Origin of the sequence: Actinoplanes siamensis, assembly GCF_016862395.1 — a bacterium.
In the GTDB taxonomy this organism is placed as follows: Bacteria; Actinomycetota; Actinomycetes; order Mycobacteriales; family Micromonosporaceae; genus Actinoplanes; species Actinoplanes siamensis.
In genome coordinates this window covers 60,429-84,466 of sequence record NZ_BOMW01000044.1, presented here as the reverse complement: position 1 = coordinate 84,466, position 24,038 = coordinate 60,429, and the positions used below count along the sequence as shown (strand labels likewise).

At 71.9% G+C, this 24,038-nt stretch carries 28 protein-coding genes; 26 read left to right on the top strand and 2 right to left on the bottom strand.

Features of this window, described 5'->3' with window-relative positions; all coding sequences use genetic code 11:
- Positions 1-393: 393 nt before the first annotated feature.
- Both Asi03nite_RS22975 and Asi03nite_RS22970 read left to right on the top strand, forming a co-directional pair.
- Entirely contained in the window at positions 394-1,884 is a 1,491-nt protein-coding gene (locus Asi03nite_RS22975; RefSeq protein ID WP_203682501.1) for a right-handed parallel beta-helix repeat-containing protein, read from the top strand.
- 118 nt (positions 1,885-2,002) lie between these two features.
- Complete coding sequence (locus Asi03nite_RS22970; protein WP_203682500.1) at positions 2,003-2,383, top strand: SchA/CurD-like domain-containing protein; 381 nt, start codon at positions 2,003-2,005, stop codon at positions 2,381-2,383.
- Positions 2,384-2,449: 66 nt separating this feature from the next.
- Here Asi03nite_RS22970 and Asi03nite_RS22965 read toward each other — a convergent pair whose 3' ends face one another.
- Positions 2,450-3,454: a methyltransferase gene (locus Asi03nite_RS22965; protein WP_203682499.1), complete on the bottom strand. Its 1,005-nt coding sequence runs from the start codon at positions 3,452-3,454 to the stop codon at positions 2,450-2,452.
- A gap of 252 nt (positions 3,455-3,706) precedes the next feature.
- On the opposite strand from Asi03nite_RS22965, the gene Asi03nite_RS22960 reads away from it, so the two are divergent.
- The 21 genes from Asi03nite_RS22960 to Asi03nite_RS22860 all read left to right on the top strand — a co-directional run bounded on the left by Asi03nite_RS22960 (position 3,707) and on the right by Asi03nite_RS22860 (position 19,494).
- Entirely contained in the window at positions 3,707-5,320 is a 1,614-nt protein-coding gene (locus Asi03nite_RS22960) for an FAD-dependent monooxygenase (RefSeq protein WP_203682498.1), read from the top strand.
- 35 nt (positions 5,321-5,355) lie between these two features.
- Entirely contained in the window at positions 5,356-6,813 is a 1,458-nt protein-coding gene (locus tag Asi03nite_RS22955; protein WP_203682497.1) for a peptide MFS transporter, read from the top strand.
- 18 nt (positions 6,814-6,831) lie between these two features.
- Complete coding sequence (locus tag Asi03nite_RS22950) at positions 6,832-7,569, top strand: SDR family NAD(P)-dependent oxidoreductase (protein ID WP_203682496.1); 738 nt, start codon at positions 6,832-6,834, stop codon at positions 7,567-7,569.
- Positions 7,569-7,952 carry a SchA/CurD-like domain-containing protein gene (locus tag Asi03nite_RS22945; RefSeq protein WP_203682495.1) on the top strand — a complete coding sequence of 128 codons (384 nt, stop codon included), beginning with the start codon at positions 7,569-7,571 and terminating at the stop codon, positions 7,950-7,952. The genes Asi03nite_RS22950 and Asi03nite_RS22945 overlap by 1 nt, the downstream gene beginning before the upstream one ends.
- Complete coding sequence (locus Asi03nite_RS22940) at positions 7,949-8,836, top strand: NAD(P)-dependent oxidoreductase (RefSeq protein ID WP_203682494.1); 888 nt, start codon at positions 7,949-7,951, stop codon at positions 8,834-8,836. The genes Asi03nite_RS22945 and Asi03nite_RS22940 overlap by 4 nt, the downstream gene beginning before the upstream one ends.
- Positions 8,837-8,891: 55 nt before the next feature.
- The gene (locus tag Asi03nite_RS22935; protein ID WP_203682493.1) at positions 8,892-9,338 is read left to right on the top strand and encodes an anthrone oxygenase family protein; all 447 of its coding nucleotides are present in this window, start codon (positions 8,892-8,894) and stop codon (positions 9,336-9,338) included.
- Positions 9,339-9,478: 140 nt separating this feature from the next.
- On the top strand, positions 9,479-10,672 hold the full coding sequence (locus Asi03nite_RS22930) for a ketosynthase chain-length factor (protein WP_307834023.1): 1,194 nt from the start codon (positions 9,479-9,481) through the stop codon (positions 10,670-10,672).
- Between the two features lie 65 nt (positions 10,673-10,737).
- Complete coding sequence (locus Asi03nite_RS22925; RefSeq protein ID WP_203682492.1) at positions 10,738-11,004, top strand: acyl carrier protein; 267 nt, start codon at positions 10,738-10,740, stop codon at positions 11,002-11,004.
- Position 11,005: 1 nt separating this feature from the next.
- A complete protein-coding gene (locus tag Asi03nite_RS22920; RefSeq protein WP_203682491.1) occupies positions 11,006-11,473 on the top strand; it encodes an SRPBCC family protein in 468 nt (155 codons plus the stop codon).
- 13 nt (positions 11,474-11,486) lie between these two features.
- Positions 11,487-11,954 (top strand): anthrone oxygenase family protein, encoded by a 468-nt coding sequence (locus Asi03nite_RS22915; protein ID WP_203682490.1) that lies wholly within the window; start codon positions 11,487-11,489, stop codon positions 11,952-11,954.
- A 33-nt stretch (positions 11,955-11,987) separates the two neighbouring features.
- A complete protein-coding gene (locus tag Asi03nite_RS22910) occupies positions 11,988-12,740 on the top strand; it encodes an SDR family NAD(P)-dependent oxidoreductase (RefSeq protein WP_203682489.1) in 753 nt (250 codons plus the stop codon).
- The gene (locus tag Asi03nite_RS22905; protein ID WP_203682488.1) at positions 12,740-13,090 is read left to right on the top strand and encodes an antibiotic biosynthesis monooxygenase family protein; all 351 of its coding nucleotides are present in this window, start codon (positions 12,740-12,742) and stop codon (positions 13,088-13,090) included. The genes Asi03nite_RS22910 and Asi03nite_RS22905 overlap by 1 nt, the downstream gene beginning before the upstream one ends.
- A complete protein-coding gene (locus tag Asi03nite_RS22900) occupies positions 13,087-13,383 on the top strand; it encodes an antibiotic biosynthesis monooxygenase family protein (protein ID WP_203682487.1) in 297 nt (98 codons plus the stop codon). Before Asi03nite_RS22905 ends, Asi03nite_RS22900 begins: the two co-directional genes overlap by 4 nt.
- A gap of 28 nt (positions 13,384-13,411) precedes the next feature.
- Entirely contained in the window at positions 13,412-14,635 is a 1,224-nt protein-coding gene (locus Asi03nite_RS22895; protein WP_203682486.1) for an FAD-dependent oxidoreductase, read from the top strand.
- Positions 14,605-15,633 (top strand): acyltransferase domain-containing protein, encoded by a 1,029-nt coding sequence (locus tag Asi03nite_RS22890; protein ID WP_203682485.1) that lies wholly within the window; start codon positions 14,605-14,607, stop codon positions 15,631-15,633. The genes Asi03nite_RS22895 and Asi03nite_RS22890 overlap by 31 nt, the downstream gene beginning before the upstream one ends.
- 3 nt (positions 15,634-15,636) lie before the next feature.
- Positions 15,637-16,662 (top strand): ketoacyl-ACP synthase III family protein, encoded by a 1,026-nt coding sequence (locus Asi03nite_RS22885; protein ID WP_203682484.1) that lies wholly within the window; start codon positions 15,637-15,639, stop codon positions 16,660-16,662.
- Between the two features lie 54 nt (positions 16,663-16,716).
- Positions 16,717-17,052: a TcmI family type II polyketide cyclase gene (locus Asi03nite_RS22880; RefSeq protein WP_203682483.1), complete on the top strand. Its 336-nt coding sequence runs from the start codon at positions 16,717-16,719 to the stop codon at positions 17,050-17,052.
- Positions 17,049-17,480, top strand: a complete 432-nt coding sequence (locus tag Asi03nite_RS22875) for a cupin domain-containing protein (protein WP_239102866.1) — start codon at positions 17,049-17,051, stop codon at positions 17,478-17,480. The genes Asi03nite_RS22880 and Asi03nite_RS22875 overlap by 4 nt, the downstream gene beginning before the upstream one ends.
- A complete protein-coding gene (locus Asi03nite_RS22870; protein ID WP_203682482.1) occupies positions 17,477-18,730 on the top strand; it encodes a beta-ketoacyl-[acyl-carrier-protein] synthase family protein in 1,254 nt (417 codons plus the stop codon). The genes Asi03nite_RS22875 and Asi03nite_RS22870 overlap by 4 nt, the downstream gene beginning before the upstream one ends.
- A gap of 163 nt (positions 18,731-18,893) precedes the next feature.
- A complete protein-coding gene (locus tag Asi03nite_RS22865) occupies positions 18,894-19,232 on the top strand; it encodes an ArsR/SmtB family transcription factor (protein WP_203682481.1) in 339 nt (112 codons plus the stop codon).
- Position 19,233: 1 nt separating this feature from the next.
- A complete protein-coding gene (locus tag Asi03nite_RS22860; protein WP_203682480.1) occupies positions 19,234-19,494 on the top strand; it encodes a hypothetical protein in 261 nt (86 codons plus the stop codon).
- A 13-nt stretch (positions 19,495-19,507) separates the two neighbouring features.
- Here the strand turns inward: Asi03nite_RS22860 and Asi03nite_RS22855 are convergent, their stop codons facing one another.
- Positions 19,508-20,341, bottom strand: a complete 834-nt coding sequence (locus tag Asi03nite_RS22855; RefSeq protein ID WP_203682479.1) for an AfsR/SARP family transcriptional regulator — start codon at positions 20,339-20,341, stop codon at positions 19,508-19,510.
- A 710-nt stretch (positions 20,342-21,051) separates the two neighbouring features.
- Here Asi03nite_RS22855 and Asi03nite_RS22850 point away from each other — a divergent pair.
- The 3 genes from Asi03nite_RS22850 (at position 21,052) to Asi03nite_RS22840 (ending at position 24,032) form a co-directional block, all read left to right on the top strand.
- Positions 21,052-21,279: a DUF5988 family protein gene (locus Asi03nite_RS22850; RefSeq protein WP_203682478.1), complete on the top strand. Its 228-nt coding sequence runs from the start codon at positions 21,052-21,054 to the stop codon at positions 21,277-21,279.
- A 90-nt stretch (positions 21,280-21,369) separates the two neighbouring features.
- Entirely contained in the window at positions 21,370-22,719 is a 1,350-nt protein-coding gene (locus Asi03nite_RS22845) for an acyl-CoA carboxylase subunit beta (protein ID WP_203682530.1), read from the top strand.
- A gap of 35 nt (positions 22,720-22,754) precedes the next feature.
- On the top strand, positions 22,755-24,032 hold the full coding sequence (locus Asi03nite_RS22840; protein WP_203682477.1) for a lysine N(6)-hydroxylase/L-ornithine N(5)-oxygenase family protein: 1,278 nt from the start codon (positions 22,755-22,757) through the stop codon (positions 24,030-24,032).
- Positions 24,033-24,038: the final 6 nt, after the last annotated feature.

Below are 24,038 nucleotides of genomic sequence, written 5' to 3'. Positions count from 1 at the left end.
GTGGATCTCCTCACAGCCGGTGCGCAGATGCGGTGCAGCATCGCCCGCGGGCTTGGAGGGCGCGTCAAGGGTCGTTCGAGCCGTTCGCCCGTCCTCGCTTGTGGATGATCGTCCGACGCCGATGCGCCGTTAGGTCCTTTCCGGTCGATGACCAGCCGACCGGGGCGCGCACGGGGCCTCGGTTCTTGCCCTCCGGTGCAACAATCCTTCCCGCCGAACCTGTGGCCGTTGCCCCCGGACAGATCTGTTCGCGGACGCAGACCACCCGGCGCGGGGGGACCATCCACAGAGAACCGGCGGGCCGTTGCTCGCCGGGCGTGGTTCCCTGCCCATTTCACCATTGGGGGGTAGGAGATGCGGGTATTGCCAAGATCCATCAGCGGTACGCTGCGCATGGGTCTCGGATTCATTCTCGGAGTCACCGCGGTCACGGCTCTGACAGCGACTCCGGCCGAGGCCGCCGACACGCAGTATTTCGTCGACTGCGCGGCCGGCTCGGACAGCAACTCCGGAGCCGACAGCAAGCACCCCTGGCGCACCCTGGCCAAGGTCAACGCGCTCACCCTGGGCGCCGGTGACGAGGTGGCGTTCAGGTCCGGCACCACCTGCACGGGCACCCTGACGCCGCACGGATCCGGCACCGCCGACTTGCCGATCATCCTGCGGTCGTACGGGACGGGCAACCGCCCGCAGATCGCGGGCGCCGGCGCGCGGGCCGCGATCCTGCTGCGCAACGTGCAGGGCTACACCATCAAGAACCTCGACGTCACGAACACCGGGGCCGCTCCCGGCGCCGATCAGCAGCGGGTCGGCATCTACGTGCTGCTGGAGGACTACGGCATCGGCGCGGACTACCGGATCGCCAACGTGTCGGTGCACGACGTCAACGGCTGCGACTGCCGCTACCCGAACCCGTCGGGCGGCATCGTCTTCGACGCGGCCGGCGCCACGACGCCTACCGGATTCCGGGAAGTCACCGTCACCAAGTCGACGGCGACCCACGTGGACCGGACCGGCATCGGCCTGTTCTCGTCCTGGCAGAAGCGGGCCGGCAATCCCACCGGGCCCGGTTCGGCGTATGTCCCGCTCACCGATGTGTCGATCAACAACAACCAGGTCAAGGACGCCGGCGGCGACGGCGTCGTCCTGCTCAACGGTGTCAGCGCCGTCGTCCGCGACAACGTGGTGGACGGATTCAACACCCGTTCACCCGACTACAACCTGGGCATGTACGCCTGGAACTCCGACGACACGAAGTTCCGCAACAACTTCGTTTCGAACGGTTTCGGGGTGGGGATCGGCTACGGCATCGAAGCGGCGAACTTCGGCACCGTGTTCGAGTACAACTACAGCAGCAACAACGCCGGCGGCTTCATGTTCATCTGCGCCTCGGACGGATCCTCGTCCGCCGACGACACGGTGCGGTACAACATCAGTGTCAACGACGGTTCGTCGAATCCCTACCTGGGTGTCTTCACCCTGCCGTGCGGGCCGCAGCCCAACACGCAGATCTACAACAACACGGTGTACGCCCCGGCCGCGCCCGCCCTGGTGCTGACCAACGGTGGCACGGCCGCGACGTGGACCAACAACATCTTCGTGGGCCAGCCGGCGGGCTCCACCATCGCCGACCCGGCGGGCACCTACGACCACAACCTGTTCCACCGGGTCACCACCCCGCCGGTGCATCAGCTCAACGGGGTCACCGGAGACCCCCGCTTCGTGGCGCCGGGAACCACGGCGGACGGGATGAAGTTGCGGACCGGGTCGCCGGCGCTGGGGGCCGGCGTCAAGGTCAAGGCGGCCGGCGGGCAGGACTACTTCGGCAACCCGCTGCCGAGCAGCGGCCTGAACATCGGCGCCTACCAGGACGCCGGCCTGTAACCCGCGATCGATCGCGACAGCTCCGGCCGCCCAGGCAGCCGGGGCTGTCGTTCTTCGAGACCGTCTCGAGGCACGGCCGCGATGGTGGACCGAATCCCGACGATCCCGGAGGAACGCCATGCCTTTCGCCGCCCTGACCTACGACATCCTGCCCGGCCACGAGGACGAGGTGGCCGAGGTGTTCAGCGGCTTCCGCCGGCCCGCCTCGCCGGACGTGCCCGGCGAGGCGGGTCGGCCGGCGGCGCGGATCCTCGCCACCGCCGTGTTCATCCGGGACAGCACGCTGGTGCGGGTGATCGAGTACGAGGGCGACCTCACCGTGGTGGCCCGCTTCATGGCGTCCCAGCCGGGCGTGCGCGAGGTGGAGCGCCGGCTCAAGCCGTTCCTGCGGACGCCCCGCGACACCGGTGACGAGGCGGGGTTCGTCCGTACCTTCCAGAACAGCCTGCTGCGCTGCGTCACGCAGATGTCGGTGCCGCGCACGCCCGCCGTCTCCTGAGCCGGCGCCGCCGCGACAGGCGTCCGGGACGGCCCTCGAAGGCCGTCCCGGACGCCCGTGCCGGACTCAGTCCTTGCGGCACACCACGAACGTGTCGTAGTCGCCGAGCGGCTGATCGGTCACCGAGCCGAAGCCGGCGGCCTCGGCGTTCCGGCGCAGCTCGCTCACCGGGTATTCGGCGCCGCCGTCGGTCACCAGCAGCATGTCGAGGCTGATCACCAGGTTCTCCACGTGCCGCGGGTCGTCGTCGAGCATCCGGTCGTAGACGACCAGCGCCCCGCCGGGACGGACCGCGTCGTACGCCTTGCGGACCAGGGCCGCCCGCTGCTGCTCGTCCCAGTCGTGCAGCACGTGGCCGAGCACCACCACGTCGGCCGTCGGCAGCGGGTCGACGAAGAAGCTGCCGCCGTGGAACGTCACCCGGCCGGTCAGGTCCAGCCCGGCCATCAGCTCGTCGAAGAACGGCTCCATCGCCGGCATGTCGAAGACGTGGCCCTCGATGTCCGGGAACGCCTTGACCACGTGGGAGGCGAAGTTGCCGCGGCAGCCGCCCACATCCAGCAGGGTGGCGTGCCGGCCCCAGTCGTACGCGTCCACCAGTTCCGGCGCGAGCTGCTGGGTGAGCGCGTCCATCATGCCGATGAACTGACGCAGCACCTCGGGACGGGCGAGCACGTCCTCGAACCGACCACCGGACTGCGGCCGCCCGGTGCGCAGCGCCTCGTCCAGTTTGCCCCAGGCCGGATAGAGGTTGCGGTTCGCCCGGTGCATGAAGCCGCCGACATAGCTGGGCTTGCCGCGGACCAGATAGGCCTCGGCGCCCGGGGCGTTGCCGAAGCGGTCGCCGTCCTTGACCAGCACACCGAGCGCGGTGAGCAGGTGCAGGAAGTCGGACAGCCCGCGGCCGTGCAGGTGAAGCCGTTGCCGGATCTCCTCCTGGGTGGCCGGCCCTGCCTGCAGGTGGGTGAAGAGGTCGAGGTCGACCGCCGTGAGCAGGGCCTTGGCGTCGCAGAACGCGTTGCCCAGGCGCATCAGGCCGGCCGGCGTGCTGACATCCGTTGCGGTGGTCATACAGGGCTTTCCTCTCGAGACACGAGCCGGCGATCGGGTACCGCCGCGTCGGGATCCTGCCGAGCGGCTGTGGAGGACCACTCGACGTGCTGTGGAGCCGGCCCCCGCGCGTACCGCCCCAGCAGCGCCGGACTGCTGCGCCAGAGATTCTCGAGCGGGGGTGCGTAGCACTGTCTCTTGCCGGTGATCCGGCGGCGACGACCGTGCCGATGGATTCGCGGCGCCGCGCGCCACCGGCAGAGAGGAATGTGGATGTCAACCGTCGAAGTTCCCGTGCTGATCGTGGGGGCCGGGCCGGTCGGCCTGTCCGCCGCCCTGTTCCTCGGCCGGCACGGAATCCGTACCCTGCTGGTCGAGAAACGCAGCGGCACCTCACGGCTGCCCCGTGCCCCGGGCCTGCAGGCACGCACCATGGAGTTGTTCCGGGCCGCCGGGATCGGCGCCGACATCCGGGCGCTCGAGATGGGCGACTCCCACCCCTATTTCGAGGGCGGGATCATCCGGGTCAACACGTACGCCGAGATCGACGACGCCGAGGTGCTCGAGTCGCCCTCGCTGGACGGTCCGGGCATCAGCCCGGAACGGGTGATGGGCTGCGGGCAGGACCGCTACGAGGTGGTGCTTACCGAGTACGCCCGGCAGGGCGGCTGCGACCTGCGGTTCGGCACGCAGCTGGAGTCGATCGAGCAGGACGACCAGGGAGTCACCGCCATCGCCCGCGACCGGGAGACCGGTGAGGTCCTCACCGTCCGGGCGAAGTACCTGATCGGTGCGGACGGCGCGTCCAGCACCACCCGCGATCTGCTGGGTGTGCGGCGTGAGGGACGCGGCGCGGTCTTCCACGCGATGAGCATCTATTTCCGCGCCCCGGAGCTGGAGAACCTGCTCAAGGGCCGCAAGTTCATCCTCTGCTACGCGACCGCGGCGCCCGGTGTCTCGATGGGCCTGTCCCGGCTGCACGGCCGTGACCCCTGGCTGGCCGCCCCGATCTACTTCCCGGAGAAGGGCGAGGGCCCCGAGGACTTCACCGACGAGCGCTGCGTCGAGCTGCTTCGGGCCGGCGCGGGCAAGGCGGACCTGGACGTCGAGGTGATGGCGAAGGTGCCGTGGGAGGGCGCCCAACTGGTGGCCGAGACGTTCCGGGTGGGCCGGGTCTTCCTGGCCGGGGACGCCGCGCACGTGCACCCGCCGGCCGGTGGGTTCGGCGCGAACACCGGCATCCACGACGCGCACAACCTGGCCTGGAAGCTCGCCGCGGTGCTCGGCGGCACGGGCGGCCCGGCGCTGCTCGACACGTACGACGCCGAGCGCCGCCGGGTCGGCAGGGCGATGGCCGAGCAGGCCATCATCCGCAACCGGATCCGGCACGGGTACGCCGACGAGGCGACCCGGGCGGCCATGGTCGACGACATCATCATCACGCTGGGCTACCGGTACATCTCGAGCGGGATCCTGGGCGTCGAGCCGGACGCCGCGGTGCTCACCCCGGCCCTGGTCCTGGACGGCAAACCGGGCACCCGGGCCCCGCACGTCCCGCTGCGGCGCGACGGCGAGCGGATCTCCACGATCGACCTGTTCTGGGACCGCTTCGTGCTGCTCACCGGCAGCTCCGGCACCGCGTGGACGGAGGCGGCCGAGCGGGCGGCCAAGCAGACGGGTGTGCCGCTGCGCAACTACGTGATCGCCGAGGACGGCGACCTGCGGCCGGACGGCGTGGACTGGGCCACGGCGTACGACGTGTCGCCGGGCGGCGCCGTGCTGGTCCGCCCGGACGCGTTCGTCGCGTGGCGCTCGGCCGGTGCGGTCACCGACGCGGACGAGATGCTCGCCGGCGCGCTGGCACGCGCCTCAGGACACCGGTCGTGACCGGGCCGCCCACCGGACAGGTCAGCCTGTCCCGCATGCCCGCCTGGTACCGGTCGCTGTTCGTGGCCGATGCCCTGGAGCGGTTCGGCTACTACGGCATGCACGCGGTGCTCGTGCTGTTCGCCGCGGGCGCGCGAGCCGACGGCGGCCTCGGGCTGTCGATCGGTGACGCGGCCGCGCTGTTCGGCATGTGGGTCTCGCTGATGTTCGCGCTCAGTCTGCTCGGCGGCTGGCTCGGTGACCGGGTCCTGGGCCAGCGCCCGGCGCTGATCGGGGGGAGCATGCTCAGCGCGGCCGGATACGCGATGCTGGCGTGTCCGTGGCCGGGGGCGGCGCTGACCGGCCTGGCCGTGGTGGCGGTGGGCGGGGCCCTGTTCAAACCCAACCATCAGGCGCTGGTCAACACCCTGCTGCCCGACCAGGCCGCCCGGGAGTCGGGCATCTCGCTGATGTACGTCGGCACCCAGTTCAGCGCCCTGGTGGCGCCTCTGGTGACCGGGTTCGTCGGGGAGCGGGTCGACTGGCAGCTGGGCTTCGGGCTCGGCGCGGCCGTGATGGCGGCCTGCGGTGTGTGGCTGCTGGTCACCGCGCCGGGCTTCGATGGTGCCGGCACGTCGCCGCGCCGGCCGCTCGACGAGGCCGAACGCCGCCGGGTGGGTGTCTGGGCGGCGGTGGGTGGCCTGCTGGTGGCGGCGCTCGTCGCCGGTGCGGTCACCGGGCGCGTCGGCGTGCTCGGCGGGGTCGCGGTCGTCGGCCTGGTCAGCCTGCTGCTGACCGTGGGCGGCTACGTCTGGCTCCACCGTGACCCGCTGCTCGGGGCGGCCGATCGCCGTCGCCTGCGGGTGTTCCTGCTGGTTTTCCTGGGCACGACGCTGTTCTGGATGATCATCGCGCAGGCCGGGTCGGTGCTCACCGCGTTCGCCCGTGACGAGGTCGACCGCCAGTTCGGCGGCTTCCTCGTCCCGGCCAGCTGGCTGCAGGCGGTGACGCCGCTGGGACTGCTGGTCTTCGCGCCGGTGCTGGCGTCGGTGCTGCCACGGTACGGCCGGCGGCACGCTCTGGCCGGCCGGCTCGCCACCGGCCTCGCCCTGGTCGGCGCCGGTTTCCTGCTGATGGCGGTGGCCGCGGTGACCGCCGCGGGACCGGCACGCGCCTCCGCGGGCTGGCTCGTCGCCTGCTACCTGTGCAACGCGGTCGGCGAGATCGTGGTGGCCGCGGCCAGCATCGCGGCCTGCGCCGAGGTGCTGCCGATGGCGTTCCTGGGCCGGGTCATGGGGATGTACTGGCTCTTCGCCGCCATCGGCGGCGGGGTCGGCAACGGCGCCCTCGCCCGGCTGAGCACGACAGTCCCGCTGCCGCGCTACTTCGCCGTGCTGGGCGGCCTGGCGGTGGCCGCCGGGATCGCCTTCCACCTGGGCCGGCGCCGGTTGAGCGCCGCGCTCGCCCCCGAACCGGCCACCGTGGCCGCCGACCCCGCGCCGGCCGCGGGCTGAGAGAGAGGACATCGAGACATGGACCTCGGAGTCAGCGGAAAGAGAGTGCTGCTGACCGGCGGGAGCAAGGGCATCGGGCGGGCCACCGTGCTGGCCTTCGCCGACGGCGGCGCCCGGGTGCTCACCTGCTATCACTCGTCCGACCAGGCGGCCAAGGACCTGCAGGCCGAGCTCGACGCGCGCGGCCCGGGCCATCGGGTGGTGGCCGCCGACGTCACCACCCGGGCCGGGGCCGATCAGCTGGCTCAGGCGGCCGAAGAGACCTTCGGTGGACTGGACGTGCTGGTCAACAACGTGGGAGTGGACGGCAACGTGCCGTTCGACCAACTCCGTGACGAGGAGTGGGACCGGGTGGTCGGCCACAACGTCACGACGGCGTACCTGGTCACCTCGGCGGTGCTGCCGCTGGTCGCCGACGGCGGATCGGTGGTCAACATCGGTTCGTCGGTGGCGCTGCGCGGGCGGTCCAACGGCGTGCACTACACCACCTCGAAGGCGGCGCTGATCGGGTTCACCCGTGCGCTCTGCAAGGAGGTGGGACCGCGCGGCATCCGGGTCAACACGGTAGCGCCCGCGCTGACCGAGACCGAGCCGGGTGCGGGACTGCCGCCACAGGCGGTGAGCCGCATCGTCGGCATGACCGCCCTGGGCCGCATCTGCCAGCCGGAGGACGTCGCCGCGGCGGTGCTCTTCCTGGCCGGGGACGCGTCGCGCTACATCACCGGAACGACCCTGCCCGTGGACGGAGGAATCTGATGCCGTACGCCGCGATCATGTACCGGGTGCAGCCCGGGCACGACGACGAGATCGCCGAGATCTTCGCCGGCTTCCAGCGGATGGACACGCCCGACTTCCGGGACGGCGAGGGCCGGACGGCCGGACGGCTGCTCGGCACCGCGGTCTTCGTGAAGGAGGACGTGGTCGTCCGGATCATCCACTTCGAAGGGGACTTCGCCGCCATCGGCCGGCACGTGGCGGCCCAGCGCGGCGTGCACCTGATCGAGGAGAAGCTGCAGCCGTTCCTGGCCACCCCGCGCGACACGTCGAGTCCGGAGAAGTTCCAGGCGTACTTCCGGGACGCGGTGATGCGCCCGGTCTCGCAGCTGTCGGTCGAGACCCACCCGGCGGCCGGCGCATGAGCGCCGCGGAGCGGCCGTCGGTGGCCGTCATCGGGCTGGGGGCGATGGGCTCGGGCATGGCGGCCTCGCTGCTGCGCGCCGGCTTCGCCGTCACGGTCTTCAACCGTACGGCGGCGCGGGCCGAGCCGCTGGCCGCGCTCGGCGCCTCGGTGGCGGCGAGCGCGACGGACGCCTTCGCCGCCGCGCCGGTCGTGGTGCTGAGCCTGGCAGACGAGGCGGCGGTGACCGAGGTCCTGTTCGGAGCCGGATCCCCGCCGCGCGGCACGACCGTCGTCGACACCAGCACGGTCTCGCCGACGTTCGCCCGCTCGGCCGGGGAACGTCTCTCGGCGCTCGGCGTCGACCGGGTGGAGGCGTGCGTGATCGGCAACCCGCCGATGGCGCGTGAGGGCCGCCTGCGGATCCTCACCGCCGGCGACCCGGCGATCGCCGAGCGGGTGGGCCCGGTCCTGCGGGCGTGCGGCCAGCAGGTGCGGCACGTCGGCCGGTCCGGTCTGGCCAGCACCGTGAAGCTCGCCTTCAACCTGCTGCTCGGGGTGCAGACGGCGGGGCTGGCCGAGGCGGTCGGGCTGGTGGAGGCCGCCGGACTGCCCCGCGACGTCCTGCTCACCGCGCTGGAGCACAGCGGCTGGCGGTCCCCGGTGCTGAGCTTCCGGGCCGGATACATGGCCGGGCACAACTATCGGCCGGCCGGTTTCCGCGCCGAGCTGATGCGCAAGGACCTGGACCTGGCCTGCGCGGAGGCGGCGGAGCACCAGGTACGGCTGCCGGTGACCGAGCGGGCCGCCGAGCGCTTCGCCACAGTGGTGCGCGGCGGCCGCGGCGACGAGGACGCGGCGGTGCTCGCCGAGTTCACCGCCGCGGCGCCCGTCGCGTCCCGCTGACGCGGCGGCGGCCGGGCCGCGCCGGCGGACCGGCCGCCGCCGGGAGGAGGAAACCATGCTGCAGCAGACTCTCGGAGTGCTCGCCGTGGTGGGCAGCGGCCTGGTGGCCGGCGTGCTGTTCGCCGTCGCGCTCAGCGTGCTGCCCGGGCTGTTCGCCATGCCGCCGGACCGGTACGTGTACGCGCACCGGCTGATCGGCCGCAACTGGGACCCCACGATGCCTGTCGTCGTGCTGACCTCGGCGGTGCTCGACATCGTGCTCGCGGTTGTCGCCGGCGGCCCCACCCGGCAGCTGTTCGCCGGGTGCGCGCTGTTGCTGGTGGGTGTCTCGGTCGTCTCGCACTTCTGCAACGTGCCGCTCAACCGCCGGGTCAAGGCGCTGGACCCGGACCGGCTGCCCGGCGACTGGCAGGACCCGCGCCCGCTCTGGCGGCGCTGGCACCTGCTGCGTACCGGCCTGGCCCTGCTCGCCCTGCTGGGCAACGCCGTCGCGCTCGCCTGACGCGGCCGGCGCACGGGCCGGACCGTCGAGGTCCCTTCGAGAAGGATTCCAGGGTGCCGCCAGAGACTGACGACGTCAGACCGGCGGAGACGGGGAAAGGGCAATCGGTGACCATGAATGCCTCAGGGGTCAGAAATGCCGTGATCACCGGTATCGGCGTGGTGGCGCCGACCGGAATCGGGACCGACGCCCACTGGCAGGCGGTCCTGCGTGGCAAGTCCGGCATCGGCCGGATCACCCGCTTCGACCCCGCGTCGTACCCGGTGCGTCTGGCCGGGCAGGTGCCCGGCTTCGTCGCGCGTGACCACGTCTCCGGCCGCCTGCTCCCGCAGATGGACGTCTGGACCCACATGAGCATCGCGGCGGCCGACGCGGCCCTGGCCGACGCGGACGTGAATCCGGCTGCCCGGCCCGAGTACGACATGGCGGTCGTCACGGCCAGTTCCTCCGGCGGCACCGAGTTCGGCCAACAGGAGATGGTCCGGCTGTACCAGGAGGGGCCGTCACGGGTGGGCGCGTACCAGTCGATCGCCTGGTTCTACGCGGCGACCACCGGACAACTCGCCATCCGGTACGGCATGCGCGGACCGTGCGGCGTGGTCTGCAACGAGCAGGCCGGGGGACTGGACAGCCTCGGGCACGCCCGCCGCCTGATCCGGTCCGGCACCGGTCTGGTGGTGGCCGGCGGCCTGGACGCCTCGCTCTGCCCGTACGGCCTCACCGCCCAGCTCACCAACGGCCGGATCTCCACGGTGGACGACCCGGACGGCGCCTACGTGCCGTTCGACGCGAGTGCCAGCGGCTACCTTCCCGGCGAGGGCGGCGCCATCCTGATCGTGGAGGACGAGGAGGCGCTCGGCGACCGGATCCCCTACGGCCGCATCGCGGGTTACGCCTCCGGCATCGACCCGGCGCCCGGCCGGGGCCGTCCGCGGGCGCTGGGCCGGGTGATCCGGGGCGCGCTGGCGGACGCCGGCATCGCGCCCCGCGACGTCGACGTGGTGTTCGCCGACGCCATGGGCACCCCCGAGGACGACCGGGACGAGGCCGCGGCCCTGGCCGAGGTATTCGGCGCCCGCGGGGTGCCGGTCACCGCGCCCAAGACGCTTACCGGCCGGCTGTACGCGGGCGGCGGCGCCCTGGACGTGGCCACCGCCCTGCTGGCCATGCGGCACAACGTGCTGCCGCACACCACCGCCACCACCCAGCTCGCCCCGGGCTGCGAGATCGACCTCGTCCTCGGCGACCCGCGGCAGCGCCGGCTGCACACCGCCGTGGTCGTCGTGCGCGGCCACGGCGGCTTCACCGCCGCGGTCGTGCTGCAGCGGGACTGAGCCGCCGCCCCGTCCGCCGTGAGCCGGGACCGTCCCGGCGTTTTCGTGAACCGAAGGGAAGCACCGTGCCGAAGCACATCACCATCGACGACCTGACCGAGATCATGCGCAGCAGCATCGGGCTCGACGACGATGTCGAGCTCACCGGTGACCGCAGCGAGATGGACTTCGCCGACATGGGCTACGACTCGCTCGCGCTCATCGAGCTGGCCAGCCAGCTCCAGCACCGGTTCGGGGTGAAGATCTCCGACGACGAGGCGCTGGAGCGGCTGCGCAGCCCGCACACCGCTGTGTCGTACGTCAACGAGCAGCTCGCCGGTCAGGCGGTGTGAGATGTCCGGACACGTCGACAACGAGATCCTGATCGACGCGCCGCTCGAGCTGGTCTGGCGGATGACCAACGACGTGCCGTCCTGGCCGGATCTGTTCGACGAGTACGCCGAGGCCACCGTCCTGGAGGAGCGCGACGGCACGGTGTACTTCCGGCTGGCGCTGCACCCGGACGCGGACGGCAAGGTGTGGAGCTGGGTCTCGGCCCGAACCCCGGACGAGACCACGCACACCGTGCGGTCGCACCGGGTGGAGACAGGCGTCTTCAAGTACATGTCGATCTTCTGGGAGTACCTGCCGGCGGACGCCGGCGTGCGCATGCGGTGGGTGCAGGACTTCGAGATGAAGCCCGGCCTCCCGGTCGACGACGCCACCATGACGGCGCGGATGAACGGCAACACCAGGCGCCAGCTGGAGCTGATCAAAGGCAAGGTCGAGGCGGCCGCGCGGGACCGGTCAGCGGTGCGCTGAGAACAGCCGGCCGATGACCGTGACCACACCTCTGATCCCCGTCGTCCTGCTCGCCGCCGGACTGGCGGCCGGCGTGATGATGTGGACCCAGCTGGGCGGCTGGCCGCTGCTGAGCACACTGCCACCGGACCGGTACGTCTACACGCACGCCTTCTTCGCCGGCCGCTACGACCCGTTCATGCCGGCCTGCATGCTGGTCGCCGGCGCCGGCGACGTGGCCCTCGCGGTGCTCGTCGAACCGCCGCCGGCACGGTGGCTGTTCGCCCTCGCCGGCCTGCTCGGCGCTCTCTGCATCGCCATCTCGATCAGCCGCAACGTGCCGGTGAACCGCTGGATCCGGACCCTCGACCCGGACAACCTGCCGGCCGACTTCGCCGCGGTCGACCCCCGGCGCAGTTGGGGCGGGTGGAACCGGCTCCGGGCGGTCCTCTCGATCGCCGCGTTCGCCCTCAACTGCCTGGCCCTGACCGCACTTCTCTGAACCCCTTCCGACCCCTTTTCAGGAGGAACCACCATGGACCTCGACCTTGCCGGGAAGAAGGCGCTCGTCACCGGGGGCACCCGCGGTGTCGGCCGCGGCGTCGTCCTGGCGCTCGCCAGGCACGGCGTCGACGTGATCACGTGTTACCAGCAGGCCGGCGAGGCCGCCGAGTCGCTGGAACGCGAGCTCAAGGACATCGGCGGCCAGCACCGGGTGGTGGTCGCCGACCTCGGCGATCGGTCCCAGGTGGAAGGGCTGGTCAACGAGGCGCGTACCACCTTCGGCCGGCTGGACCTGGTGGTCAACAACGCCGGCGTGATCAGCCACGTGCCGTACGAGAAGCTGCCCGCGCCGGAGTGGGACCGGACCCTTGCCGTCAACCTGACCGCCGCACACCTGATCATCCAGCAGGCGCTGCCGCTGCTCGCCCCGGGCGCCTCGGTGGTCAGCGTCGGCTCGAAGTCGGTGGAGGTGGGCATCCCGCTGCGGGCGCACTACACCGCCACGAAGGCGGCCCTGGTCGGGCTCTCCCGCTCGCTCGCCCGCGAGCTGGGCGGCCGCGGCATCCGCTGCAACGTGGTCGCGCTCGGCGTGATCCACACCGAGGCCACCGAGGCCCTGCCGCAGCAGCAGCGCGAAGCCCTGGTCGAGCGGTACTCGGGCAAGACCTCCCTGGGCCGGCTGGGCACGCCCGACGAGGTCGCCGGTGCGGTGCTGTGGCTGGCCAGCGACCTGTCCCGGTACGTCACCGGCGCGACGATCGCGGTCGACGGGGGGATCTCCTGATGGCCGGCGCCGGCGCGTTCCGGGTGATGCTGCGCATGCAGATCAAGCCGGGGGCGGAGGACGAGTTCGAGCGGGTGTGGACCGAGATCGGCGACTCGGTCACCTCGCATCCGGCAAATCTCGGCCAGTGGCTCTCGCGCAGCGAGGAGAAGGGCGTCTACTACATCGTCAGCGACTGGGTGGACGAGGCCCGGTTCCGGGAGTTCGAGACCAGCCGGCGCCACCTCGACCACCGGCAGAAGCTGCACCCGTTCCGGACCGGCGGAACCATGACGACCATGCAGGTGGTGGCGTTCCTGCCGAGTTCGGCGACAGCCGTCACGCACGCCGAGTGGGAAGCCGCGCGGTGACCGGGGAGGTCCGGGTCCTGCTGTTCCACATGGCGTCCGGCCCGGAGCGGATCGCCGCGGCCTACCACGAGGTGAGCCGGCGCCTGGCCGGCACACCGGGTCTGCTGGGCAACGAGCTGATGTGCTCGGTGCTCGACCCCACCGAGTTCGTGGTGATCAGCACGTGGACCGACCTGTCCGCCTTCCAGAAGTGGGAGCAGGGCGAGGCGCACCGGGACGACACCGCGCCGCTACGGCCGTACCGGCAGTCCGGACGGGCCTTCGGCGTCTACGAGGTGACCGCGGCGTACTGACCGCGGACCGGGAGGGAGGAACGAGGGCATGCGGGACAGACCAGAACGACGGGGGCTGCGGATCCTCGTCGCCGGCGGCGGTGTCGGCGGGCTGGCGCTCGCGCAGCGACTGCGGGCCGGCGGGGCGGACGTCACCGTGTTCGAGCGGGATCCGTCGGTGGCCGCGCGCTACCAGGGATACCGGCTGCACATCAGCCCCGAGGGGGAACAGGCGCTGCGCGACTGCGTGCCGCCCGCGGTGGCCGGCCTGATCGCGGCCACCGCGAACGCCCGTTCCGGGCAGGGACTGGTCGCGTACGACGACCAGCTCAACCAACAGTGGGCGCCCTCCTTCCCGGATCCGCGCACCGGCCGGACCGACCGGATCGACTCGGTGGACCGGGGCACGCTGCGGCATGCGCTGCTGGCCGGCATCGAGGACCGGGTCCGATTCGGCGGGCGGGTCGTCGGGCACGAGGTGCTCGCGGACGGCGGTGTCACCGTCCGCCTGGCCGGCGGCGCGTCGGTGACCGGGGACGTGCTGGTCGCCGCGGACGGGGCGGCCTCGCCCGTCCGGGAGTCGTACCCGGACACCGCGCGGCCCCGGGACCTCGGCATCCGCACGATCTTCGGCCGGGTCCCGATCACCGCCCGGGTGCAGGACGACATGTCCGCCGCGCTGCGCGACCGGTTCAGCTACCTCATCAGCGGCAGCGGCTCCCACCTGGGCATCATGCCCATGGTGTTCCGCAACCCGCCCCGGGAGACGGCGGCCCGGATGGTGCCGGGCGCGGTGATGCCGGACTCCGCCGACTACTACATGTGCGTGTTCAACGTGCACCGGGAGGACTTCGACGTCACCGACGACGCGCTGGCCGCGATGGGGGGCCCGCAGCTGTGGGAGGTCGTCCTGCGCTGCACCGGGCAATGGCATCCGGACGTGTGCCGGTTCCTGCGGCACGCCGAGGCCCGGGTGTCGTTCGCGGTCCCGCTGCGGGCCACCGAGCCGGTCAAGGCCTGGGACCACCTGCCGGTGGTGCCGCTCGGCGACGCCGTGCACACCATGCCGCCCTCCGGCGGGGTCGGCGCGAACGTGGCCCTGCGCGACGCCGCGGCACTGGGCGCCGCGCTGCTGCGGGCCGACCGCGGGGAGCAGCCGCTGGCCGACGCGGTGGCCGATTATCAGGCGCGGATGGTCGAGCACGCCACCGAGGCGCTCGCCATGTCGATGCGGATCGCCGAATGGTCGATCCCGCGCAGGTCGGCGACGTGAGCGCGGGAACGCCTGTGGATCCCGGTCGGCCGGCGGTGTTCCTGTTGCCCGGCCAGGGCTCCCAGCACGTCCGGATGGCGGCCGGCCTGTACGGCCGGCACGAGGATTTCAGCGCGGCCATGGACATGGTGTTCGCCCTGATCGGGAAGGACGGGGCGGCGGTCCGCGCGGACTGGCTGAGCGCCACTCCGCGGGTGCCGATCGAGCACGTGATCCGATCCCAGATCCTGCTGTTCGCCGTCGACTACGCGATCGGCGTGCAACTGCGTGCCTGGGGGGTACGCCCGGCCGCGCTGCTCGGCCACAGTGTCGGCGAGATCGCCGGCGCGGTGCTCGCCGGGGTCTTCGAGCTGCGTGACGCCGTACATCTGATGTGGGACCGGATCTGCCGGCTGGCGAAGGCCCCGCCGGGCGGGATGGCGGCGGTGGCCGCCACCCCCGATCAGGTCCTGCCGTTCCTCGAGGACGGCGTGGTGATCGGGGCGGTGAACGCCCCGCGGCAGGTGGTGCTCAGCGGCCCGGCCGCCGGGCTCGACACGGTCACCGCGCGCCTGCGCGCGGCCGGTTTCACCCTCCGCCCGGTGGCCGCCAGCACCGCCTTCCACAGCCCCATGCTCCGGGAGGTGGCCGAGCAGGCGGTTCCGGTGATCGCCCGGATGACCGCGCGGGCGCCGAAGACCACCCTGATGTCCGGGTACACTGCCGCTCCGCTCACCGCCGAGCAGGTCACCGACGCCCGTTTCTGGGCGTCGCATCCCGTGGCGCCGGTCCGGTTCTGGCCGGCCCTGGAGCGCCTGCTGCGGGAGGTGCCCCAGTGTGTGCTCATCGAGGTCGGGCCCGGCCAGTGGCTGTCCACACTGGCCCGGCGCCATCCGGCGGTCCTGGCGGGACGGTGCCTGGTCCGGCCGAGCCTGCCCGCGCGCCCGGCCGGCGACGAGGCGGACCTGGAGTGCTTCGAGCGACTGGGCGCGGGCCTGGCCCGGCCGGTGCGGTGGTGACCGGTGGACCTGTACCTGGCCGGCGTCGGTTCCTGGCTGCCGCCGGCCAGGACCGCTGCCGAGGCGGTCCGGCGTGGTGACTGCGACGAGGTGACCGCGAGCCGCAGCGAGGTGGCCTCGGTGACGATCGACGAGGAGCCGACCGTGCCCGCCGAGATGGCGGTGCGGGCCGCCCGCACCGCGCTGGCGCAGGCCGGGTGCCCGCCGTCGGAGGTGGCCGTCGTCCTGCACGCCTACCTGTACGACCAGGGCAACGAGCTGTGGTCGGCGGCGTCGTACGTGCAGCGGCGCACGCTCGGCAACGACTGCCCGGCGATCGGGGTCCAGCAGGTCTCCAACGGCGGCATGGCGGCGATCCACCTGGCCGCCGGGTACCTGTCCGGGTGGGGCGGGCGCCACGCGCTGGTCACCACCGCCGACCGGTTCGCGGCGCCCGGCTTCGACCGCTGGCGCAGCGATCCGGGCACGGTGTACGCCGACGGCGGCACGGCCGTCGTGCTGTCCACCGAGGGCGGCTTCGCGCGGCTGGCCTCCCTGGTGCTGGTCGGCGACAGCGACCTGGAGGGCATGCACCGCAGGGGCAGCGCGCGGGGCCCGGGCGTGCACACCGGCACGCGGCCGGTGGACCTGGGAACCCCGAAGCGCCATTTCGTGGCCGAGCGGGGCAACGCCGCGGTGCTGCGCCAGGTGGTCGCCGGCCAGCAGCGCGCCATGACGGCGGCGCTGGAGCAGGCCGGCACCGAGCTCGGCGAGATCGACTGGTTCGTGCTGCCGCACTTCGGGCTGCGGCGGCTGCGGCTGAACTACCTGAACCACCTGCGCGTGGACGCCGAGCGGACCAACTGGTCGTTCAGCCGCACGGTGGGGCACCTCGGCGCCGGGGACCAGGCGGCCAGCCTGACGCACCTGGCCACCAGCGGCCGGCTGCGTCCCGGGCAGCGGGTGCTGGTGATGGCCGTCGGCGCCGGTTTCAGCTGGTCGTGCGGTGTCGTCGAGGTGCTGCGGGAGCTGCCCTCGAGCCGTCCCTGAGCCGCCGTTGTTGCCATGGTCGAAAGAGCCAGCACGTCTCCTGGGAGGAACTTCATGCACCGAACCCTGATCATCGCGAAGTGGAAGTCGGACGACCCCGCGGCGGTGGCCGACATCTTCGCGGAGTCGGACGCCACGGATCTTCCGCACATGATCGGCGTCAGCCGGCGGACCCTGTTCACCTTCCACGACCTCTACATCCACTCGATCGAGGCGGACGGCGACATCGCGCCCAACCTCTACCGGGCCCGCAGCCACCCGCTCTACGAGGACATCAACACGCGTCTGGCCGAGCACGTGTACCCGTACGACCCGGCGTGGTCGGAGCCGAAGCACGCGATGGCCACGCCGTTCTACGTGTGGACGGCGTCCGAGGGGCGGATCCGGTGAGCGGCGGCAGGCGGGCGGTGCGGATCCACGTGGACACGGTGGCCGCGAACCGGCGGCGGGGCGGGGACATCCGCATCACACTGGGCCCGGCAAACGCCGGCGCCACGTCCGGCTTCGGCGGGCGGCTGAGCCTGCGGCCCGGTGAGGTGGTGATCGAGCACTGTCACCCGTACTCGGAGGAGTTCCTGCACGTGGTCTCGGGCACGGGCACCATCCGGGTCGACGGGGAGGAGTTCGTGCTCGGGCCGGGGGATTCGCTGATCGTCCCGATCGGCAGCCCGCACCGGCTGGTCAACACGGGCACCCAGGTGCTAGAGGCGGTGTTCCACCTCTCGCCGCTGGCGCCGCGGCCCGCGCTGGGGCACGTCGACCTGGAACCGCCGGTCGACGCGGACGCCCCGCAGCCGGCCGTGGGAGGCACGGCGTGACCAGGGACGTGGCGATCACCGGCATCGGGGTGGTCGCGCCGGGCGGCGTCGGACGTGAACCGTACTGGGAGATGCTGACGGCCGGTCGCACGGCGACGCGCCGCATCACGTTCTACGATCCGGAGCCGTTCCGGTCCCAGATCGCCGCGGAGGTCGACTTCGACGCCAGGGCCAGCGGCCTCACCGACCGGCAGGTGCGCCGGATGGACCGGGCCGCGCAGTTCGCCGTCGTGGCGACCCGGGAGGCGGTGTCGGACAGCGGCGTCGACCTGGCCGCCGGGGATCCGGCCCGGGTCGGGGTGAGCATCGGCAGCGCGGTCGGCTGCACGATCGGGCTGGAGACCGAGTACGTGGTGCTCTCCGACAACGGCCGGGAGTGGCTGGTCGACCACCGGTACGCGGTGCCGCAGCTGTACGGCTACATGGTACCCAGCACGCTGGCCGTCGAGGTGGCGTGGGAAGCCGGCGCCGAGGGCCCGACGGTCCTGCTGTCCAACGGCTGCACCTCCGGGATGGACGCGATCGGGCACGGCGCCGCGCTCATCCAGGACGGCTCGGCGGACATCGTGATCGCGGGCGCCACGGACGCGCCGATCTCGCCGATCAGCTCGGCGGCCTTCGACGCGATCAAGGCCACCACCCCGAACAACGCGAACCCGCGGACCGCGTCCCGGCCCTTCGACCGGGACCGGGACGGATTCGTGCTCGGGGAGGGCAGCGCCGTGCTGGTGCTGGAGGATCTGGCGGCGGCGCGGGCCCGCGGGGCGCACGTGTACGCGCTGATCAGCGGTTTCGCGGCGCGCAGCAACGCGTTCCACATGACCGGGCTCAAGCCGGACGGGCGGGAAATGGCGGAGGCCATCACCCGGGCGATGCGCCAGGCGCGGGTGAACCCGGACGACATCTGTTACATCAACGCGCACGGGTCCGGCACCAAGCAGAACGACAGGCACGAGACGGCGGCCTTCAAGCGCAGTCTCGGTCAGCGGGCGTACGGCGTGCCGGTTAGCTCCATCAAGTCGATGATCGGGCACTCCCTGGGCGCCATCGGCGCGCTCGAGCTGGCCGCCTGCGCCCTCGTGGTGGACCGGGGTGTCGTGCCGCCGACGGCGAATCTGCACACCCCCGACCCGGAGTGCGATCTGGACTACGTGCCGCTGACCGCCCGCGAGCATGCCGCGGACACGGTGCTGAGCGTGGCGAGCGGGTTCGGCGGCTTCCAGAGCGCCGCCGTCCTGGCCCGCGCCTGACCAGCGAAGATCGAAACAGGCCGTTGGTGCTCAACGGCCTGTTTTCGTTGACTCCGGCGGTGGCACCTGTCAGAATTTATTTACGCGTGTTGATGATTCTTGGCGGTGCCCGAGGCGGGGGGATCGATGCCCCGGGCGGCGGCCGGATCGGAGTCGTGGACGTATGACAGAGGACATCGCCGGCGACGTTCTCGTGACCATGCTCAGCGCCCTTGCCAACCCCCAGCGCCTCCGGATCGTGGCCGCTCTCACCGCGGGGCGGCAGTATGTCAGCGAGCTGGCCCGCACCGTGCGCCTCAGTCGGCCGCTGGTGCACGCTCATCTGGCGCGTCTGAGTGCGGCGGGGCTGGTCACGAGCGCGCTGGAAGTGTCGCCGGACGGCAAGGCGACCCGCTATGTCGAGGTCGAGCCATTCGTGCTGCATCTGACTCCGGACCGGGTGGCGCGCGCCGCGGAGACGCTCAACGCGCCGGGCCGGCGCCGCGAAGTGGAGGGGGATTGAGATGACGTGGCAGACCGCGACGACGGGCATGGTCTCGCTCGTGCTGCTGGGCATCATCGTGACAGTCGTCATCGCGCAGCTCGGGGCGACCTGGCGGGCGAAGGCGTCGGCGGACGCGATCGAAGGATACCGCCGGCTGGCCGAGGAGGCGCGCACCGCCGAGCAGCAGTTGCTGGCTCGTCTGGGCGAGGTCAAAGCCGACCTCGAGCATCTCCGGACGCGTAGTGACGAGGTGTACCGGATGCTGCGTGACGTGCAGTGAGCCGGTTCATCGCTCAGCTCCGATGAGCGGGAGCCGGCAGGTTCTCCGGCAGGTGCAGCTCGCCGGCGAGGATGGCGCGATGCAGTCGTTGCAGTTCGCTGCTGGGCTCGATGCCGAGCTCGCTCACCAGCGCCTCCCGCGCGTGCTGGTATGCGTGCAGCGCGCCGGAGCGCCGTCCGGCCCGGTACATCGCCACCATCAACTTGGCCTGGAAGCCCTCGTGCGTGGGGTGCTGGGCCACCAGGCCGATCAGCTCGCCGAGCACCTGGTGCTGACGGCCCAGGCGCAGGTCCGCCTCGATGCGGGCTTCGAGCGCGCTGTTGCGGATCTCCTCCAGGCGCAGCAGATCCATCTGCAGGATGGGCCCGGGGGAGACGTCGACCAGAGCGGCTCCGCGCCACAGCCGCAGGGCCTCGCGCAGGATCCGGGCGGCCTCGGTCACGTTGCCGGCCTCCAGCCGTGACCGGCCCAGCCGGGCGAGGCGTTCGAAGCGCAGACAGTCCAGTGCCTCGCTGTCCAGCGACAGCATGTATCCACCGGAGAAGGTGTGCAGAGCGGCGCTGGAATGCGACTGCTGACCACCGCGCCCGGTGCGGTCGGCCGGACTGGAGACGCGGAAGTGCAGCACTTTGCGCAACTGGTAGACGTAGGTCTGCAGAGTCGTGGTGACGCTCACCGGGGGGTTGTCGTCCCACAGCTCCTCGATGATCTTCTCGTTGCGGACGACGCTGTTGGCGGACATCGCCAGCAGGGCCAGGACACGTCGCGGCTTCGGCGCCGTCGGGGTTGCGTCTTGGCCGTCCACGATGACCGACAGTGGTCCCAGCAGACGGATTTCCAGCGTCATGCCTCGCTCCTCTGGTAGTTCGACTCCTGCGCACAGATGAATGACCCCCGGTGTCCCGGGGGTCCGGGAAATTCTCTTGTCCTGCCGATGTCTCGATATCGGCGCTGTTCAAAGGAACTTTTTACTGATCTTCACGGGCATGCCGAATCGTGTCCGTTTACCCGGAGATAATTGATTGGGAAAACATCGGCGAGGTCGTCAGCCGCGGTGTTCGCCTACATCAAGGCTCCTCCCCCCAAAGGTGCCCTTGAACACTCCGATGCGCCGTCGTCGGTGACGGTACATACGTGTTCCCTGGCCACTGACGAGCTGCCGTGCCGGCCATGAGGCATTCGTAACGCACGGTAACTGTCTGGTGACGAAGCCAACTATGCCCTAGGTCGACTCGCAGGGGCAAGCATTGAAGAAGTTCATTTGTGCATGAGCGACTCTCGACCAAGCCTCGAGCGGCCCGGCGGAGATCGCGTTTCGAGGCCCTTCTGCGCGCCCTCCGAAACGTCTGTCCACCTGCGACGGCGGCCTCTTGCCGACACCATTTCCGACGGTCTTGTGATGATCTCCGCGGTGTGCCGGACGGGCGTCTGCCATTCTTCGCCGGCTGTCCGGCGACGGGCTTGACGGCTGGTCGACGGGTCTGTAGCCGGTCTCGAGCGGCGTACGAGGACGCGCCGCCAGGTTGGCGGCTGGCGACAACCGGAAGGAGGCGGCCGATGAGCACTGCCGAACGCGAGGACGCACCGCAGGAGATCCAGGTTCTGCTGCGTGGCGGGCCCTATCCGACTCCGACAGCTGTCCGGGTCAGCCGGCAGGCGATCGCCTACGGCAAGGTCAAAATCGCCCGCGACGGTGGATACGACCACTTCGAACGGGTCGGCGACGGCCCGCCGCAAGCCGGGGAGACGTTCGTGTGGACGACCCGCACCCGCGTCGCCGAGTGACGTGGCCGCGGCGCAGCGACAGGAGATCCTTTGAGTGCGACCAGCGTCACCACGGTGGCCCAACCCGATCCGCGAAGCCCGGAAGCGCGGATGGAGCGGTTGTTCGACAGCGGCACCGTCGCGGTGCTCAACCCCGCTGACCCGTCCGGCGTGCGCATCGCCCGCGGCGCCGTCGGCGGTACCGCGGTCATCGCCTTCGGCACCGACCCCACCCGGCGCGGCGGGGCCATCGGCGTCGACGGCTGCGCCCGCATCGTCGAGGCGATAGACCTGGCCGTGCGGGAGCGGCTGCCGGTGGTCGGGGTCTGGCACTCCGGTGGCGCGCTGCTGCCGGAGGGGGTGCTGGCCCTCGACGCGGTCGGCCGCATCTTCGCCGCCATGGTCCGCGCCTCCGGCCAGGTGCCGCAGATCTCGGTGGTGCTCGGCCCGGCCGCGGGCGGCGCCGCGTACGGCCCGGCCCTGACCGACATCGTGGTGATGAGCGACGCCGGCCGGATCTTCGTGACCGGCCCGGACGTGGTCCGCGCCGTGACCGGCGAGGACGTCGACATGGCCCAGCTCGGCGGGCCGCAGGTGCACGCGGGCAAGTCCGGGGTCGCCCACGTGGTCGCCGGCGACGAGGCCGCCGCCCTGGCGGTAGCCCGGCGGCTGGTCGACCTGTTCGGGCGGCCCGGGCGCATCGCGGTCGCCGAGGCCGACGAGCGCGCCGACCTGGCGGCCTTCCTGCCCGAGCGGGCGAACCGGGCGTACGACATGCGGCCGCTCGTCAACCGGATCCTCGACGAGCCCGGGGTGGAGCTGCACGCCGGGTGGGGGCGCAGCATGACGACCACGCTGGGCCGGTTCACCGGCCGTACGGTCGGTGTCCTGGCCAACAACCCGCTGCGGCTGGGTGGCTGCCTGAACTCGGTGAGCGCCGAGAAGGCGGCCCGCTTCGTGCGGATGTGCGACGCGCTGGGCGTGCCGTTGATCGTCCTGGTCGACGTGCCGGGGTACCTGCCGGGCGTCGCCCAGGAATGGGAGGGCGTGGTGCGCCGGGGCGCCAAGCTGCTGCACGCCTTCGCCGAATCGGCGGTGCCGCGGGTGACGCTCATGGTGCGCAAGGCGTACGGCGGCGCCTACATCGCGATGAACTCGCGCAGCCTCGGTGCGACAGCCGTGCTGGCCTGGCCGGATGCCGAGGTGGCGGTGATGGGCGCCGCCGCCGCGGTGAACATCCTGCACCGCAAGGTGCTGGCCGCCGCATCCGACGGCGAGCGCGAACAACTGCGGGCACGGCTCGTCGAGGAGCAGATCCGCACGGCCGGCGGGGTGCACCGGGCCGTGGAGGCGGGTCTGGTGGACCAGATCGTCGCACCGGCCCAGACCCGTCGGCGCATCGCCGAGGTGCTGGCCGCCGCCGCGCAGCGGCGCGGCCGGCACGGCAACATCCCGCTGTGAAGCAGTCCGTCACCGTCGAGGCCGGGGGAGCCCGCATGCCCGAGACCACTACGCCGCACCACTTCGTGGCCGGCATCGGCGCCGGCCCGGCGAACCTGAGCCTGGCCGCGCTCGCCGGCCGGCACCTGCCGGAGCGGGTCGTCCTGTTCGACAGGCAGAGCGGGCCGTCCTGGCATTCCGGGATGCTGGGCGCCGACGCCCGCCTGCAGAACTCGTGGATCAAGGACCTGGTCAGCCTGGTGGATCCGTGCAACCGGCTGAGCTTCCTCAACTACCTGGTCACCACCGGCCGGATCTTCGCGTTCCTCAACGCCCAGTTCACCGCCGTCCCCCGCGTCGAGTACGCGCGCTACCTGGCCTGGGCCGCCGGTGAGCTGGGCACGGTGCACTACGGTGTGGACGTCGTCGAGGTGGACTTCACCGACCGGTTCGTCGTACGCGGCCGCAACGGTGCCGTGGCCACCGCCGATCACCTGGTGCTCGGCCTGGGCACCCGCCCGCGCGTCCCGGAGTGCTTCCGCTCCGGGACCGGCCTGATCGAGGGCGCGGTGCTGGCCGAGCACCTCGATGCGCACCTGAACCGCTCCGAGGCCCCGCCGGCCGGTCAGGTCATCGTGGTCGGCGGCGGGCAGACCGGCGCCGAGGCGGTGCAGTGCCTGATCCGCCGTGGCTACCGCGACATCCGCTGGCTCGGCCGCCGGCACTGGTTCGCGCCGCTCGACGACTCGCCACCGGCCAACGACTTCTACCGGCCCACCTACCAGAAGTTCTTCTACCAGCTGCCGGATGAGGTCCGGCGCAGCTACCTGGCCGAACAGGCCTACACCAGCGACGGCATCTCACTGGACACGCTGCAGGAGATCTACCGGGCCAACTACGAGGCGTTCCTGCGCGACGGGCGGGCCCCGGTGATGCTGCTGCCCGGCCGCGACGTGGTGCGCGCCGGCAGCACCGGTGGCGGACTCGGCCTCTGGTGCGAGCGCGGCTCCGGCGGACGGGAGCGGCACACCGCCGGGCTGGTGGTGATCGCGACCGGGCGCGAGCCCGCGCCGATGCCCCTGTCGGCGGCGCTGCACGAGCTCGTGGAGACCGACAACGCCGGCGAGCCGCTGATCGAACAGGATTATTCCGTACGGTGGAAGCACTCCACGGCGCACAAGCTGTTCCTGCAGAACCGGGGGCGGTTCACCCACGGCCTCGCGGATCCGAACCTCAGCCTGCTCTCGGTGCGCAGCGCCATGATCGTGAACAGTCTCGCCGACCGGGAGGCGTACACGATCCGGGACGAGCAGGTTTACACGATGTGGGCCTGACGGCGG

Coding starts and splice junctions, on each gene's coding strand:
- Asi03nite_RS22975 (WP_203682501.1), top strand. CDS start 394: ATGGGTCTCGGATTCATTCTCGGAGTCACCGCGGTCACGGCTCTGACA.
- Asi03nite_RS22970 (WP_203682500.1), top strand. CDS start 2,003: ATGCCTTTCGCCGCCCTGACCTACGACATCCTGCCCGGCCACGAGGAC.
- Asi03nite_RS22965 (WP_203682499.1), bottom strand. CDS start 3,454: ATGACCACCGCAACGGATGTCAGCACGCCGGCCGGCCTGATGCGCCTG.
- Asi03nite_RS22960 (WP_203682498.1), top strand. CDS start 3,707: ATGTCAACCGTCGAAGTTCCCGTGCTGATCGTGGGGGCCGGGCCGGTC.
- Asi03nite_RS22955 (WP_203682497.1), top strand. CDS start 5,356: ATGCCCGCCTGGTACCGGTCGCTGTTCGTGGCCGATGCCCTGGAGCGG.
- Asi03nite_RS22950 (WP_203682496.1), top strand. CDS start 6,832: ATGGACCTCGGAGTCAGCGGAAAGAGAGTGCTGCTGACCGGCGGGAGC.
- Asi03nite_RS22945 (WP_203682495.1), top strand. CDS start 7,569: ATGCCGTACGCCGCGATCATGTACCGGGTGCAGCCCGGGCACGACGAC.
- Asi03nite_RS22940 (WP_203682494.1), top strand. CDS start 7,949: ATGAGCGCCGCGGAGCGGCCGTCGGTGGCCGTCATCGGGCTGGGGGCG.
- Asi03nite_RS22935 (WP_203682493.1), top strand. CDS start 8,892: ATGCTGCAGCAGACTCTCGGAGTGCTCGCCGTGGTGGGCAGCGGCCTG.
- Asi03nite_RS22920 (WP_203682491.1), top strand. CDS start 11,006: ATGTCCGGACACGTCGACAACGAGATCCTGATCGACGCGCCGCTCGAG.
- Asi03nite_RS22915 (WP_203682490.1), top strand. CDS start 11,487: ATGACCGTGACCACACCTCTGATCCCCGTCGTCCTGCTCGCCGCCGGA.
- Asi03nite_RS22910 (WP_203682489.1), top strand. CDS start 11,988: ATGGACCTCGACCTTGCCGGGAAGAAGGCGCTCGTCACCGGGGGCACC.
- Asi03nite_RS22905 (WP_203682488.1), top strand. CDS start 12,740: ATGGCCGGCGCCGGCGCGTTCCGGGTGATGCTGCGCATGCAGATCAAG.
- Asi03nite_RS22895 (WP_203682486.1), top strand. CDS start 13,412: ATGCGGGACAGACCAGAACGACGGGGGCTGCGGATCCTCGTCGCCGGC.
- Asi03nite_RS22890 (WP_203682485.1), top strand. CDS start 14,605: ATGGTCGATCCCGCGCAGGTCGGCGACGTGAGCGCGGGAACGCCTGTG.
- Asi03nite_RS22880 (WP_203682483.1), top strand. CDS start 16,717: ATGCACCGAACCCTGATCATCGCGAAGTGGAAGTCGGACGACCCCGCG.
- Asi03nite_RS22865 (WP_203682481.1), top strand. CDS start 18,894: ATGACAGAGGACATCGCCGGCGACGTTCTCGTGACCATGCTCAGCGCC.
- Asi03nite_RS22860 (WP_203682480.1), top strand. CDS start 19,234: ATGACGTGGCAGACCGCGACGACGGGCATGGTCTCGCTCGTGCTGCTG.
- Asi03nite_RS22855 (WP_203682479.1), bottom strand. CDS start 20,341: ATGACGCTGGAAATCCGTCTGCTGGGACCACTGTCGGTCATCGTGGAC.
- Asi03nite_RS22850 (WP_203682478.1), top strand. CDS start 21,052: ATGAGCACTGCCGAACGCGAGGACGCACCGCAGGAGATCCAGGTTCTG.
- Asi03nite_RS22845 (WP_203682530.1), top strand. CDS start 21,370: ATGGAGCGGTTGTTCGACAGCGGCACCGTCGCGGTGCTCAACCCCGCT.
- Asi03nite_RS22840 (WP_203682477.1), top strand. CDS start 22,755: ATGCCCGAGACCACTACGCCGCACCACTTCGTGGCCGGCATCGGCGCC.